At 51.0% G+C, this 13,737-nt stretch carries 11 protein-coding genes and 2 CRISPR repeat arrays (1 of these 13 only partly in view); of the genes, 1 reads left to right on the top strand and 10 read right to left on the bottom strand.

Annotated features, from left to right (window positions below; genetic code table 11):
• Nucleotides 1-51: 51 nt before the first annotated feature.
• Nucleotides 52-834: a phosphonate metabolism protein PhnP gene (phnP, locus tag ACUTSU_RS18850; protein WP_445654572.1), complete on the top strand. Its 783-nt coding sequence runs from the start codon at nucleotides 52-54 to the stop codon at nucleotides 832-834.
• On the opposite strand, the gene ACUTSU_RS18855 is transcribed toward phnP, so the two are convergent.
• From ACUTSU_RS18855 to ACUTSU_RS18900, 10 genes are all read right to left on the bottom strand, one after another.
• Nucleotides 785-1,423, bottom strand: a complete 639-nt coding sequence (locus tag ACUTSU_RS18855; protein ID WP_445651191.1) for an NAD(P)H-binding protein — start codon at nucleotides 1,421-1,423, stop codon at nucleotides 785-787. The two genes, phnP and ACUTSU_RS18855, sit on opposite strands and share 50 nt — an antisense overlap.
• Nucleotides 1,424-1,671: 248 nt before the next feature.
• On the bottom strand, nucleotides 1,672-2,106 hold the full coding sequence (locus ACUTSU_RS18860; RefSeq protein ID WP_445654573.1) for a YhbP family protein: 435 nt from the start codon (nucleotides 2,104-2,106) through the stop codon (nucleotides 1,672-1,674).
• Nucleotides 2,107-2,267: 161 nt separating this feature from the next.
• A CRISPR array of direct repeats spans nucleotides 2,268-3,854; the repeat unit is 28 nt; unit sequence TTTCTAAGCTGCCTGTACGGCAGTGAAC.
• A gap of 129 nt (nucleotides 3,855-3,983) precedes the next feature.
• Nucleotides 3,984-4,538: a type I-F CRISPR-associated endoribonuclease Cas6/Csy4 gene (gene cas6f / locus ACUTSU_RS18865; RefSeq protein ID WP_445651189.1), complete on the bottom strand. Its 555-nt coding sequence runs from the start codon at nucleotides 4,536-4,538 to the stop codon at nucleotides 3,984-3,986.
• A gap of 10 nt (nucleotides 4,539-4,548) precedes the next feature.
• Nucleotides 4,549-5,550, bottom strand: coding sequence for a type I-F CRISPR-associated protein Csy3 (gene csy3 / locus ACUTSU_RS18870; protein WP_445654574.1), 1,002 nt, complete (start codon nucleotides 5,548-5,550; stop codon nucleotides 4,549-4,551).
• 12 nt (nucleotides 5,551-5,562) lie between these two features.
• Nucleotides 5,563-6,486 carry a type I-F CRISPR-associated protein Csy2 gene (gene csy2 / locus ACUTSU_RS18875; protein ID WP_445654575.1) on the bottom strand — a complete coding sequence of 308 codons (924 nt, stop codon included), beginning with the start codon at nucleotides 6,484-6,486 and terminating at the stop codon, nucleotides 5,563-5,565.
• Nucleotides 6,474-7,838 carry a type I-F CRISPR-associated protein Csy1 gene (gene csy1 / locus ACUTSU_RS18880; protein ID WP_445654576.1) on the bottom strand — a complete coding sequence of 455 codons (1,365 nt, stop codon included), beginning with the start codon at nucleotides 7,836-7,838 and terminating at the stop codon, nucleotides 6,474-6,476. Before csy1 ends, csy2 begins: the two co-directional genes overlap by 13 nt.
• A 29-nt stretch (nucleotides 7,839-7,867) precedes the next feature.
• Entirely contained in the window at nucleotides 7,868-11,125 is a 3,258-nt protein-coding gene (gene cas3f / locus ACUTSU_RS18885) for a type I-F CRISPR-associated helicase Cas3f (protein ID WP_445654577.1), read from the bottom strand.
• A complete protein-coding gene (gene cas1f, locus ACUTSU_RS18890) occupies nucleotides 11,122-12,102 on the bottom strand; it encodes a type I-F CRISPR-associated endonuclease Cas1f (protein WP_445654578.1) in 981 nt (326 codons plus the stop codon). The genes cas3f and cas1f overlap by 4 nt, the downstream gene beginning before the upstream one ends.
• A 343-nt stretch (nucleotides 12,103-12,445) precedes the next feature.
• Entirely contained in the window at nucleotides 12,446-12,889 is a 444-nt protein-coding gene (locus tag ACUTSU_RS18895; RefSeq protein WP_445651183.1) for a helix-turn-helix domain-containing protein, read from the bottom strand.
• Nucleotides 12,886-13,197, bottom strand: a complete 312-nt coding sequence (locus tag ACUTSU_RS18900; protein ID WP_445654579.1) for a type II toxin-antitoxin system HigB family toxin — start codon at nucleotides 13,195-13,197, stop codon at nucleotides 12,886-12,888. The genes ACUTSU_RS18895 and ACUTSU_RS18900 overlap by 4 nt, the downstream gene beginning before the upstream one ends.
• A gap of 182 nt (nucleotides 13,198-13,379) precedes the next feature.
• A CRISPR array of direct repeats spans nucleotides 13,380-13,737; the repeat unit is 28 nt; unit sequence TTTCTAAGCTGCCTGTACGGCAGTGAAC; it runs 690 nt beyond the window's last position.

Here is a 13,737-nt window from a genome sequence, read left to right on the forward strand (position 1 = left end):
ATGCAGCCAACAACGCTGCGGCGTGAAAGGCGAAGGGTAAAGGAGCAACTCATGCAATTGACGTTTCTCGGCACCGGCGGTGCCCAGCAGACTCCGGTGTTCGGCTGTGATTGTCTGGTCTGTCAGCGGGCGCGGCGCGAGCCGGCATTCCGGCGCAGGCCTTGCAGCGCAATGCTTAAATTTCAGGGGGAAACGACCTTGCTGGATGCGGGATTACCGTCGTTGGAACGGCGCTTTTCGGCGGGGGAAATTCAACGTTTTTTACTGACACATTACCACATGGATCACGTCCAGGGGTTATTTCCTTTGCGCTGGGGCTGCGGAAATTTTATTCCGGTGTATGGCCCGGCCGATGAACAGGGCTGTGACGACTTGTTCAAACACCCGGGTATTCTGGCGTTTCAGCCGCCGTTAAAACCCTTTGAAACGGTTGAACTGGGCGGGCTATGCATCACCCCGCTGCCGCTGCAACATTCGAAACTCACTCTGGGTTATCTGATCCAGGCCGCAGGGAAATCGCTGGCCTATCTGACCGATACCGTCGGTTTACCGCCGGATACCGAGGCTTTTCTGCGCGCAGTAACCCTGGATTTAATGGTTCTCGACTGCAGTTTGCCACCCCAGCCGCAAGCACCGCGTAATCACAACGATCTGACCCGCGCACGGGAAATCCAACAACGCTTGCAACCCGACCGCACACTGCTGACGCACATCAGTCATCATCTCGATCTGTGGCTGATGGACAACGAACTGCCGCCGGGTCTGGAGCTGGCGTTCGATAATCTCAGCGTGCACTGTGGTAACAATGCAGCCGATCGGACTCCAGCACCTTAACGCCGTTACCGGGGCTGAACGCCTGCTCCAACAGGGTCTGCGCCACATCTTTGGCGGCGACACCCCGCCATTTTCCGGGCAGCATCTTGAACAAGGGGGCGCTCAGGCGTTCCAGCAAACGTGGTGAAGCGCGTTCGCCCAGCAGCATCGATGGCCGCACCAGTGTCAGACGTGGCCAGTTCTGCTCACGCAGAGCCTGTTCCATTTCACCCTTGGTCCGGTTGTAAAGGAAGGTCGAGCGCGTGCTGGCCCCCAGCGCACTGACCACCAGACAGTGCTGCGCCCCCAGACGCCGACCGGTCAACGCACTTTCCACTACCAGGGTGTAATCGACGTAGTGAAAATTGGCGTCGCTGCCCGCCTCACGCCGCGTGGTCCCCAGACAACAGAACACCATATCGACCGGTTGCTCCTGCTTTGTCAGCAGCGCAAACAGGTCATCACCCACCGGGTTCTCCAACTTTTCATGCGCCGGCAGCGGCTTACGCGTCGGTGCCACGATCGCCGTGACCTGCGGATTGGCCTGCAGCATGCCCAACAGCTCGCGCCCCACCAACCCGGTAGCCCCTACCATGAATACCCGTGCCATATACCCTCCCGCCGAATGATCTCTATGAAAAGTATATACCCGTCATCTTTCAAGTTGCAGCGTTGTTACCTGCACTCAGTTATGTGGCCCGTCTATGGGCCACACCCCTAACGGGGCCGCTGCGAGCAGCGTTCAAATCTGCTCCCGGCAGATTTGTCACCCCAGTGACTTACTCGAGTAAGCGCCTGGGGATGAGCGAGCTGGCCGCCTAGCTGCAACTTGAAAGCTATAGGCTAGAGTTTATTACGTCAGGTCCGCGTCCAATGCAGTTTCTTGCCGAAGCCGAGGGTGTTATCGGTCATCTTCACTTCTTGCAGGCTCAGTTGCCAAACCGGCGCTTTCATCACTTTGGCTACCGGGAAACGCTTGCAGTAGCGTGCCCGTGCAAGTTGCTCTTCATCACCGCTCAGCATCACCGCTTCGGCGCGATACTGCACGCCGCGGATCAACGCGATGGTCTTAGGTTTTGGCGCTATGGTGCCGACCACCCGACTATTTTGCAGCATCAACTCGCCGTGGCGGGTATGGGTTTCGGTCATTAGCCACAGCGACATGCGTTCGGCATCAAAGACGTAAAAACAGTTGGCACACCACATGTCCATGCAGTTGCCAGCGCACAGTGTCAGCACATGTTGTTTGCTGAGGAAATGCGCAATTTGTTGCTGCTCTTCAGTCGTGTTCAATGTCGATTCTCCTTGCCTTTGCTCGCGTCATCTTACCTGCGTTGTTGAGGACGGTCACAAATAACGATAATGCCACCACCTCACCAGTATGATTAATCAATCAAATTGGACTGACCCCACGGCAGTGAACTTAGCGGCTTTTGTCCCTTGCCTTGTTCGATTTTCTAAGCTGCCTGTACGGCAGTGAACAGTGACAGCATCCGCCGCGTCCGCGTGAACGGTTTCTAAGCTGCCTGTACGGCAGTGAACCCCTTCTGATGCGCGGGAAGAAAGCCTTACAATTTCTAAGCTGCCTGTACGGCAGTGAACTGCTGTTAACGCTGCGGAAATTTCCAGTGTTTTTTCTAAGCTGCCTGTACGGCAGTGAACTGTTTTTGGCGTTCTCGGCTACGAAGCCCTTCTTTCTAAGCTGCCTGTACGGCAGTGAACGGTCACTGACAGACGCATTGAAAGTGATTTCATTTCTAAGCTGCCTGTACGGCAGTGAACCCGGTTTCCACGTCTATTATCGGAGTTGTCGATTTCTAAGCTGCCTGTACGGCAGTGAACTTGACGATCGGGCCGGATTCGGCTGCCGGCCGTTTCTAAGCTGCCTGTACGGCAGTGAACGTACGGGGTACGGCAGCGTGCGCGTGCCGCCTTTTCTAAGCTGCCTGTACGGCAGTGAACTGTAGCCACAAATTTTTTCGTTAACCCGTCCGTTTCTAAGCTGCCTGTACGGCAGTGAACTCAGGCAAGGAGACTGCCAAAGTATCGAAAGTTTCTAAGCTGCCTGTACGGCAGTGAACAACAAAGAAAAAGGGGCCGAAGCCCCTGTGTATTTCTAAGCTGCCTGTACGGCAGTGAACTTACTGGACGGTAAGGGCGTAGAAATTATGCGTTTCTAAGCTGCCTGTACGGCAGTGAACTTCCGAACCTTGAAGTAATACCCCGCGATGAATTTCTAAGCTGCCTGTACGGCAGTGAACCCGACCGGGGATATCACCCAGCGGGTGCGAGATTTCTAAGCTGCCTGTACGGCAGTGAACATCTTGTCAGCGTAACTTAACATGGCCTTCTTTTTCTAAGCTGCCTGTACGGCAGTGAACGGTGTCATACCCCAGATCAAGCCGCACCAGTTTTTCTAAGCTGCCTGTACGGCAGTGAACTAAAACGACAGTTACCAAGGCTTTTGAGGCTTTTTCTAAGCTGCCTGTACGGCAGTGAACATGAAATACGCGTATTATATTCACGGCATTGCTTTCTAAGCTGCCTGTACGGCAGTGAACCTTCACCGGTAAGCTGATACCGGGAACAGTCGTTTCTAAGCTGCCTGTACGGCAGTGAACACAGATTACCTCACACGCCTGGCCACCCTACATTTCTAAGCTGCCTGTACGGCAGTGAACCCGAGGCAAAACTATTTCCTGTAATGGGTACGTTTCTAAGCTGCCTGTACGGCAGTGAACCCTTTGATTTGGTTTTCTTCTTATGCCGCTTTTTTCTAAGCTGCCTGTACGGCAGTGAACGCAATTACCGGCACTGTAGCGGCGTGGGTGATTTTCTAAGCTGCCTGTACGGCAGTGAACCTGATTGGTGGTCCGGCTGGCGCGGCAATGTTTTTCTAAGCTGCCTGTACGGCAGTGAACGATTTCTTCCAGTAAAGGAGCCGCGCCTTTGTTTTCTAAGCTGCCTGTACGGCAGTGAACTAACAATAATAACTTTCATAGCGTCACATTCCTTTCTAAGCTGCCTGTACGGCAGTGAACTGTACATAAACCTCATTAACAAACTGATTATTAAAGAAAATAGTGGTTTCTTGATAGTTTTACCCTAATTTTTTGACGTGAGGCAGAGATAATGAAATCAATCAGTTATCTCTGCCTGAAAAAAGAGGGTCAGAACCACGGTATAGTGGCGGAGGGGCTTAAACCGTAAAAACTGAACCTTCCTTCCACCGGCGTTTCCCTCAGTTCTCCCTGCTTTACAAACAGACGAAAACTTTGCCCTGTCGAGAGGCTTTTCAACGCAATAAACGCAAGTGAAGAGCGTTGTTCATTAGCCCGCGGGATCTTTTCTTTGGCCTGTTCCTCTGTTAACCAACCTTTGCTGACCGCCCTTCTGCGTAGTCGTTCTACGCTACTCTTGACCTGAACTCTGCTGACCGTTCGATATTGAGCACCAGCCGGCACGGCCTGGATGGCACCGACGCCGGTATAGTCGCGTAATCCTTTCAGCCAGCCACTTTTCTGAAGCTCATTCAGCGCCTCATGACCACCGTGTAACCGCAACACCGCACCCGGCGTGCGTTGCATATCTGGAAAACTGACGCCGATTTTGCCCTGACCATCGGCAGCCAACGCCCGGTGAAGCTTGGCGAATAGAGCAGCCATTAACATAGGTTCGCTGAATTCAGGATCGGGTAATACGCAAATATCCTGATAATGATCCATGCCAGTCCCCTTATTCACCCTTCTCGCCAAACACGCCACCACGGATTAAAATCGCCATCACATAGTGCTGTTGCGCCACATCGGGGACCTTGCCTTTAGTGACCCAATTATCCAGTAAGGTGTAGAAATCCATTTTCTGTTTTGGCTGACGATAAGCTTGTCCACGACTGGTAACTGAACCATAAGGTTCCACTGCGATCGGCCCCAACCCCAACGTTTCAGCTTCGGGGTACCAGCTATCAATGGTGCGCAATGCATTACCAATTTTCTGTGAGTGCATGGCGGCAATACCCTCTACCTGATATAACACTTTGCTTTTCTTGCTGTTACTGTCCAAAACCAATTCTTGAGAAGGGAAAACTTCCTGCCCTTTACCCAGTCGGACTTCAGCATCAACGCTGAAGAATGAGAAACTTTCTCCAGACAAGCCCTGTTCAATTTCCTTGGCCAATTCAGCCAGTGCCTTATCCGGTTGGCTAAATTCACGTAAATTGTAATCGGTAGCGTTAAAATGCCAGGTTTTCTCTTTGCCCTTAACGGTAATAGCAATTTCGTCAACACCAACGCGGTTACGCCACAAAAAGCGCCCGTTCGCCAGATTTTCGGCATAGCGTCCTGCCAGTTCTTTAAACCCGTGTTCCTTGATATATCCCTGAATCACACTCGCTAATTCAGCCTGGTAATCCTGATCGTTACAGACCGATGGCCGAACCAAATTACCCAACACCCGCAGGGTAAAACTCACTTTCAAGGTATCGGCGTCAAACGGTAAAGCTGCGACATCCACCCGCTGCAAATTAGGCTTTTGGATTTCAGCATCCAATTTGGCGGGGTCGCTAGCGATAGCATTTTTTAAACGGTTAGAAATGGTGCCACGCACGGCTTTTTCCTGAATAACAATCGGTGTCCATTCAGATTGTTGCCAATTACCGGCGTACATAATGGCGTCAGAGTTTGCTAATTTACGCTCAAATGCCAATACAGAAGCGGTCTTTACAGTAGCCATATTCATTAATCCTTTAAATTATTCTTCATCGTTAAATTCGTAAGTTTCAATCGCGGCAGGTACGGCACTGCGACATAGGTAGTCATCGTCTTGATGGTGGTATTGCCATAACAACTGATTCAGATCGGTAATACGGTGCAGACTCCGCCACTCGCCAATACCGTAAACCGGCTCGGCAAAACGGAAGGATGTTGAAGGATCGCGCGTTTTTGCCACCTCACCCGGTGCGTAGAGCGAAGAGATCCCTCGATAGCCGGTTTGCATCGGGACCAAATAACCGGAAGCCGGTTTCGGCACATAATGCCATTGAGGCTCTTGTTCACTAACCGGTTGATATTTCACAGCGGCAAAATCCAGCCAGGCATCCAACAGCGTGGCCTGCGGATTGCACTCCCGCAGTCTTTGATAATGGTCGGCCAGCAGTTCGCTGCGATCAAGCAAGGCAAAACCAGGCAGCAAACGACGCATCAGCCTGCGCAAGTCCGCTGGCTTTTCAGGGGTGCCCATAACTTTGATCGCATTGATATCGGTAATCACACCACCGGCCAAACGCTGAGTTGGGCACAAATCGGCGAGGTGCGCTTCCAGAGCTCTGGCACCCTCATCACCATTATTGATGACGCCATGACACTCGATCAGCAAGGATACCGTCATATGCATCCGGCCTTCTTCATTGAACGCCGCCGTTTTAGCCTCTTTAGTCAAGGGATTACGTGTTAACGCAAAAGCATAATCACGCCCGGAGGAATGAGCGTGGAGCTGATACTGATGACAAATGACGCCACAGCCCGTCAGGGTCAAACCGTGGCTCTGCTGCAACTTACGGGATAACGCATGGGTATAGCCAAGGAAATGGGTGATTGCCGGGAAACCATAGGTCAGCCCGGCGATGGCATTGGCGTTCTCAACCCGAATATGGCGCAGTACGATTAAAGCTCCCATGCGAAGCCCCCCTTAAACTCTGCTTCAAATTCACGCAGGCGACGTTTAAACAAGGGGGCTGTCGACCATTCGCGCCGTTCAATTTCACTGAATTTCATCTCTTCGCTTTTTAGCTGGTGATTGAGCCAAACACCGAAATCCAGAGCGACCTCTTTTTTCCACCCACCGCCTTCGCGTTCAAAGCGAAAGCCTTCATCCTCATTAGTCCGCCAGGGATCGAGCCACAACTGTTGCGCGCGGGAAAGTTGGCACGCTTCACGCTGGCTCCAGCATTGCCAGTCTTCCCGGTTTTGAATACCAGCCACATAACTGAACAGAATATCAATAACCGCATCGACGTAAGCGCCACGCTGCTGACGGATCTCTGCATTATTCTCTGAAGACTTGTTCACATCGCGCAGATACTGTTTTAGCTGCCACACTGCATCCCTCGCCAACGCGGAGAACGTTTTACGTTCCTGAAAAATAGAGTTTTGGTTTAACGGCAGTTTGCTGACGGTTAACCATTCCGGCGCAGAACACGGCAGTAACCAGACACGACCGCCACGCACGCTGTTAAGGTAGGAAATATTCTGTGGCTTGGTCCCCCCCATATTTAACACCGCGGTTTTGGGGTAAATCACCCGCGGCACCGGATACCACTCAGTGGCCTTAAAGGCCTGGTAGCACTCTTTGGCTGTATCACTGAAACGCGCATCGCTGATGCGCTGGTGCATCGCCTGCGCCAACGACGAGGAGAATAACGGGCTCAGCAGGTGATACTCATCTGGCCCTACAGGGAAATAGAGCTGTTTAGCCAAGGTATGGGAGGAGAGGTTTTTATTCGCTAATACCTGTTTGAAACCCGCAACCCACAATTCCAGTTGCTGCGGGCTTTCGGCAAACGCCGCTAACGGGGTGCTATCGCCACGGCTCAAACACGCAATCAGCGATTCGCCTTCATATTCCAGTTGCAGTAGCTTCGCTACATCCAGCGCTGCGGCATTGCCGACGGCATCGATAGCCGGTTGGGATAAGCTCGCGCTCGAAAGCCGATCTGTAGCATGTGACTCGCTATCCGCAGCAAAAATACTGCTGCCTTTGGCGTCGCTGTGGGTAAATTTTAGTGCGTGAGTGACAAGGCTGATCTGCCCTGCACGGCTGGCGGCGTCGGTTAGCCAATGGCGTGGAGTATAATTTTTCTCTAATTCTTGCCGCTGTTCCAAAGCGCTTTGCCTGGCAACAGCGATCTCTTCAGCTTCAGTCAGCCCGGCAAGCTTTTTCGCAAGATCCTTTTCCAGCGCTTCCAGCTTGGGCTGTTTGCGGCTGGCGATATATTCGACGATCAACTCGCTAAATCCGTTGTTACTCATACGCCTCCTTATTACAACGTTATTCCGTCCTACTCAAGTGCGCCAAACACCCCTAGCAGCGAGTGGAAACGCCATTGATCGGCCTTCTCTTTCCTCAGATTGATTTCACCAAATTTCTGGCTAACCTCTGCCAGCTCCATATCCAGCCTCTCGGCCAGTTGTTGATAGAGACCGGAGTAGTCTGCGGCGAGCCAGGCACTTACGCCTTCAGCGAAGGTCACTTCAACCTGACGAATGTTATCGCTGGCTTTCCATTGGCCAGGAACGATATCCGGGAATTTAAAGCACGGCGAATCCCCTTCGTCCGCTATCCACAGGTAGTGTGGTTCCTCCTCGGTGGACTGGCGAAAGGGTGTCAAACGCTGTTGCTCACCGCACCAGGTTGCCTGTTGGCGCCACCAAAGCGCGGCATAGTATTTATCAAGCTGCTTTCGCCCCTGCAAAACCGTTCTCAGGCAGAAATGTTCCAGATCGACCAGATTATCGTGCGGCTTGAGTACCGATGCCTCCTGAACCCGAGGGATCGCACTAATCACTTTATATTGTTCAGGGCGTAATATTTCCGCCAAATCATGCTTTAGTAACTGGAGCTGATAGGTCGCCGATTCAAACCCCGGCCGACAATACGCCGGTTGGTTTCCTTTCAGTGCCTTAACGTTTTTTTGCAAAATATGCAGGTTCGGATACTCGCAAGGTTGCTGCCGGTGGCGTTGGATACGTCCTGCCAATTGGATCAACGAGCGCATTGAGCTCGGTTCGGCAATAGCCCAATCGTAATCATGATCGCGCCCGACCTCGGCAACAGAGGTAGCCAGCACCACAAACAGATGATGCTGCTGCGGATACTTCGCCAAAGCACGATCAATTTCCGCCATTTGCCAAAGTGCAGCTTCGGAATAACGCGTCAAGGTTTCATCCAACCGCTGTTCTATATACGAACGCATCGCCAACGGGTGCTGGCTGTGGTAGACGCAATAATGGATGCGGGTATTCTCGGGCGCCGCTGTATTTAATAATCGCTGTGCTACTGCTACTAGCGGATTGATGTTAGCCATACGGATCAAACCCAATGAGACAGTTTTACCCGTTGAATGCTTTTGATGATGGCGTGAATGCAATTGTTGCATCGACGCGAATAGCGTTTCCGTGACCCCATCCAATACCGCGCTTTCACGCAGGCTTGTCGGTTGAACGGCTACCAACTGCGCACGACGTAGTACCGGCACTCTTTGCAATTTTGCCACTCGCTTGCCGACAAAGGCTTCATGCGCCGCTATAAAACCTTTTGCCTCCTGAATATCATGCTGTACGGCATCATGCTCATCAAACCAGGCGCAGCAAATATTTAACGGCATACCGGGCAGGCCACATCCCTGTTGATAATCTGCTCGCCCAGATTTATAAGCATTGAACAGTGTCTGAACCAACCCAGGCGGTAAGGTTGCAGAAGAAAGCAAAACGCGGGAACCTAACATACCTGCCCAATTGACCACACGGCATAGCGCAGGGAGATCGGCAATATCAAAATCGTCTGGCTCATCCAGCACTAAATCAGCGGTCAACAAACGCAGCATCGGCGCTATTTGCTTGCCGCCGCGCACGCCTTCCGTCGCGCCGATCAGGTGATCAATGGTGGTCACCAATACCGGTGCACTCAGTAATTTATGCAATTTGTCGCTATCTTGCAGCCAACGGCTTAAACGCCCATCGTCCAGGCTGCCACCGTAACTGACATAATGATGCTCCGCGAACAACTCATCTGCCGAAGCGCTGCCAGTACCACGCCGCTCCAATTTATCATTATTGAGGTGATGTAATTGTCGTACCGCCGCAGAACCTACCAACACCGCCAGATCGTCATCTTCCAGAGTGAGTTTGGCCTTAAGCGCATCGCCAGTTTGTAGCGTTAAGGTCCGTAACCCTAATGCAACAGAAAAGCGGCACCCCGCCTTCTCATCGGCTAAACCATACATAATGCGCGCGTTGGCAAAGGTTTTTCCGCAACCGGTGGAAGCCATATTAACGCCAAAGAAACCCTGCTTAAACGAACGTTCACGCACCGCATACGTGAGATCGTAAGCTTTGTCCTGCCAACGAAACTTTTCGGTTTTACTGCGCTGTTTAAACCCTTTATGGCGCGTAATGGCCGGTAGCGTTGCTCTGAGATGCGACAGACTACGCCCCAGTAACAGTGCATTTTGCCCCACGCCGATATTGTGCTCGTCCAGTTGTTGCTTCAATTCACCGGTTTTGCGTTCAGTATTGGCATAGGCTTGATACCCGGTATCTTGCCAACCCGTCGTTGGTGGTAACGATGAGTAGTGATGGTCCGCCAGCATCAACACCAGACGTGCCATATGACTGGTGAAGCGTTGTTCCAATATGCCAAAATCCATCAATGAGGACTGCAGCAACGCTCGTTTAGCAAATTTATGCGCTTTTTCCCGCCAGATATTACTGCGCATCGGGGTGCCATGAGGGAAAAACCACACAGCATGGCGTTCATCGGGTGTCCAGCCTTCAATCTGGTGATTGGTCGAGTTCCACTCTGCGGTGAGTTGCTGCGTTAACCAACTGTCTATCGTCTTCAATGAGGGCGGCATCCCTTCAACGCGCGTTGGATAAGCCGGTAAACGGTGGTGGGAAACAATCAGCCAGGCAATCGTGGTTGCCAGCGGAGGTAGTGATATGAAAGGATTTATAAATTCATCGATAGCATCTTTTATCAGCCTTTCCAGCATCAACTTTTCATCACGCTCCTCGATCATTGCCAGGGCAGTAAGCCACTCTTGATCGCTTCGGTTACCTACCCAAGCACAAAATAGCCGTAATGATACCCACTCATGGCGATAGGGCTGGAAGCTTTTGCCAGCACCACGCAAACCATTCTGAAATAACTGGTTAGCCTTGCCGAAATCATGGAATAAACCCGCAATTGCGGCCAGTAAACTGATGCTCTCCAAATTGTGCCATTGGTTTTCACTGTGGCTTTTCAAAATATCACGTTCGGTCGTATTAGTGGGGACTGCGCCTTCGGGATTAAAACGACGTTGATTACCGACAATCCAGAGTAATTCTGTTTGATTAGCCCCTTTAATCCAGTGGCAAGCCACCGCCGTATTGCGCCGTGCGCTTTTTCGCAACAGTTTACGCAGGGTATTCAAACCTTCGAAGGTGATGGCGGTTTGCCAAGTGCGTTCGCCCTTGCGCTCAGCAAATTGATCTAATATCCGACGAGTTTCCGTTAAGGCACGTTTATTACACTGAGCAACCAAAAGTATATTCACCGCCCCACCTGACTTAACTGCTGGGCAGTCGTTTGCAGTGCCTCAATCATGACATCCAGAGCATCTGCCTTTTGAAAACCATTGATACAGCGCTGACGGAACTCTTGTTCCTCTTCCCCCTGCATCGCGGCAATAAACGCCTGCGGTAATACTAACGCGTCTTTGATCAGATCTGCGGTGTCAAATACCAAGCCACCGCGGCGCGTTTTGCCATGCAGCACTGCTAGCCCATGCGGCAACCCGATGACCCAGGTTGCCACAGCCGCCAATCCATAGGCCAGATAATTGCCATGGTCCAGAAAACGGTTTGCTATATCTACGCCTCCGCCACGCTTGGCACGGGTAAAATCACCGTATCCCACCGCTGTGGCAGCCAGTTTATACAATGCCTTGGTCATCACTGCTTCTTGCGTGAGTAAATCGGTACTATTACGGCAGGCTGTCAGATTATTTTCATATTTATCTAATAAGGCCAGCAAACGGCTTTCGTCTATGGCAAAACCGATTTGCCGCTCCATTCTGATGTTTAACCAGTGTCTTTTTATCTGCTCAATGCGTACACGTTGAAAAGCTATCGCCGCGGCTAAGCGCTGGTTATCGTCAAACCAGAAACTTACCCAATGTTGCAAATACTCTGTTGGTCGATATTCGCTTTGTGAACATAACCAGGAAACGGCAACTTCCACTTCATTGCCCGCATATAAAGGTGTGCCGGCACCGCCGCAGAAGCCAACCAATACCCCCGCCTTGGCAAATTCGCGCATTGCTGCTTGTGTGATTGAAGTCCCCGTCCCGAGCATGACAACAGAGGTATTGGCAATGGGGATATTCCAATAAAGGGACTGTTTCCCCTCATCGGTGACATACTCAACTCGCCCGCCATTGACTAGAACACGACAATATTGCAGGTAATAGATATTGGCTCTTTTGGAATGCAAGATTGTTTTTAAGTCGGACGGTGAGAATGAGTCATTCATGTCTTGAATTATCCATAATTTAAATGATTATAAATTGTTCAATAGAGCAAATACATCACCGACTAACTGAACAATTTACGTTCTTATCATACAAAAAATAGAAAAACCGTTACCAACCGACAAAATATCATTTTTGATGGGAATTATTCTGCCTGTAACCCTGGTTATTAGTTGGTTCAGCGCTGATTTTCAGGAGCGATATTCCGGCAACCTGCCCGGTAAGAAACAGGGACAGCGAAATACCGGACAGGACAAATGGGGACAGAAACGGCACCACAGGCGCCGTTTCTTGATTTCAGAGCCAGGCAGGTCACCGGGAACCTGCCCTGCCCTGCCCTGCCCATCAAATAAACAAATCAGCAGGGACGTTAAAACGTGTCGCCAGCATCTTAATATGTTGAACAGTCAACGCACGGCGACCGTTGAGAATGTTGCTGACATTACTTTTAGACCCCAGCTCATCTTCCAGATCGGCAGCTTTTAAACCATGCTGATCCATCAGTGTACGCAACGCAGCGACACCGGTAGGGATCTTTGCCAAGCGGCGGTTAAACGCCTCAAATTCCGGGGCACTGTTTTCATATTCTGCAATTTTGGCCGCAAGCGGTTCAAAAAGCGGGTTGCTCAACTCCCCGCGATCGACAAGATATTCAATCAGCTCAAGGGCTTTTTTATATTCAGCCTCGCTTTTATTACCCGTCATCAAAGGAATGCATTTCACCGCGTTGGCAAATGTCGCGATCATGCCTTCGGCACTGGCGGCGTCGATATGAGTTGCAACAGTCATTCTTTATGCTCCCTATAATACTTGGTTAACTTGTCGTATTCGGCATGAGTCGCAATGTTTTTAACAAAAACCTTTTGCTTTTCAAAGTCAATGAAGGCAATAAGCCGCAACGTGTTACCGGATACATCGATGATCCACCACTTTTTGCGGTACTTGAAGTTATCCAGTGAAGGGATCGCTCTTTTCATCTCATCCGGGCTGTTGAAGATCTTTTTTTCCAGAACCCTCATCAGATCCAGAAGCGCTAACGCGCTATTAGGGTATTTCCCGGCAGCCTCATTAAATGGCTGTCTGCTGATCACATGCACCGCGGATCCCTCGCCCCTGTTTTCATCTTGAAAACATTGTAGCCTCTGACGGAATTGTTTTCAAGTTGAAAACAGATGTTTGCCGAACGGGCACGATTTCCCTCTTTCCCCCACACCTTGCATAGCCGTTTGTTTGGTATCAATAACGCATGGAATATCCGTCCACTGACTGCACCCTAGAGTTTCTAAGCTGCCTGTACGGCAGTGAACTTTAGTGAGGCATTCGGATTTAACTTCTTCGATTTCTAAGCTGCCTGTACGGCAGTGAACAATAATCAACACCTGCCACCGGGATTTCTGGATTTCTAAGCTGCCTGTACGGCAGTGAACGCATCTGCCAAGAAGCCCCAACCACTGCCTGTTTTCTAAGCTGCCTGTACGGCAGTGAACATCAGGAGATGTGCCGCATTGTGGGAGATGTGTTTCTAAGCTGCCTGTACGGCAGTGAACTTGCCGGTGTTGTTAAAGATGCTCGCCGTGTCTTTCTAAGCTGCCTGTACGGCAGTGAACACCGGCAAGAAAAAGCGGCGTCTGACGGAT

This window comes from Serratia sp. NA_13 (genome assembly GCF_052691735.1).

Excerpts from the sequence above, each read along its gene's own strand:
- csy1 (WP_445654576.1), bottom strand. The coding sequence starts at position 7,838 with ATGAGTAACAACGGATTTAGCGAGTTGATCGTCGAATATATCGCCAGC.
- cas6f (WP_445651189.1), bottom strand. The coding sequence starts at position 4,538 with ATGGATCATTATCAGGATATTTGCGTATTACCCGATCCTGAATTCAGC.
- ACUTSU_RS18895 (WP_445651183.1), bottom strand. The coding sequence starts at position 12,889 with ATGACTGTTGCAACTCATATCGACGCCGCCAGTGCCGAAGGCATGATC.
- phnP (WP_445654572.1), top strand. The coding sequence starts at position 52 with ATGCAATTGACGTTTCTCGGCACCGGCGGTGCCCAGCAGACTCCGGTG.
- cas1f (WP_445654578.1), bottom strand. The coding sequence starts at position 12,102 with ATGAATGACTCATTCTCACCGTCCGACTTAAAAACAATCTTGCATTCC.
- ACUTSU_RS18855 (WP_445651191.1), bottom strand. The coding sequence starts at position 1,423 with ATGGCACGGGTATTCATGGTAGGGGCTACCGGGTTGGTGGGGCGCGAG.
- csy2 (WP_445654575.1), bottom strand. The coding sequence starts at position 6,486 with ATGGGAGCTTTAATCGTACTGCGCCATATTCGGGTTGAGAACGCCAAT.
- csy3 (WP_445654574.1), bottom strand. The coding sequence starts at position 5,550 with ATGAATATGGCTACTGTAAAGACCGCTTCTGTATTGGCATTTGAGCGT.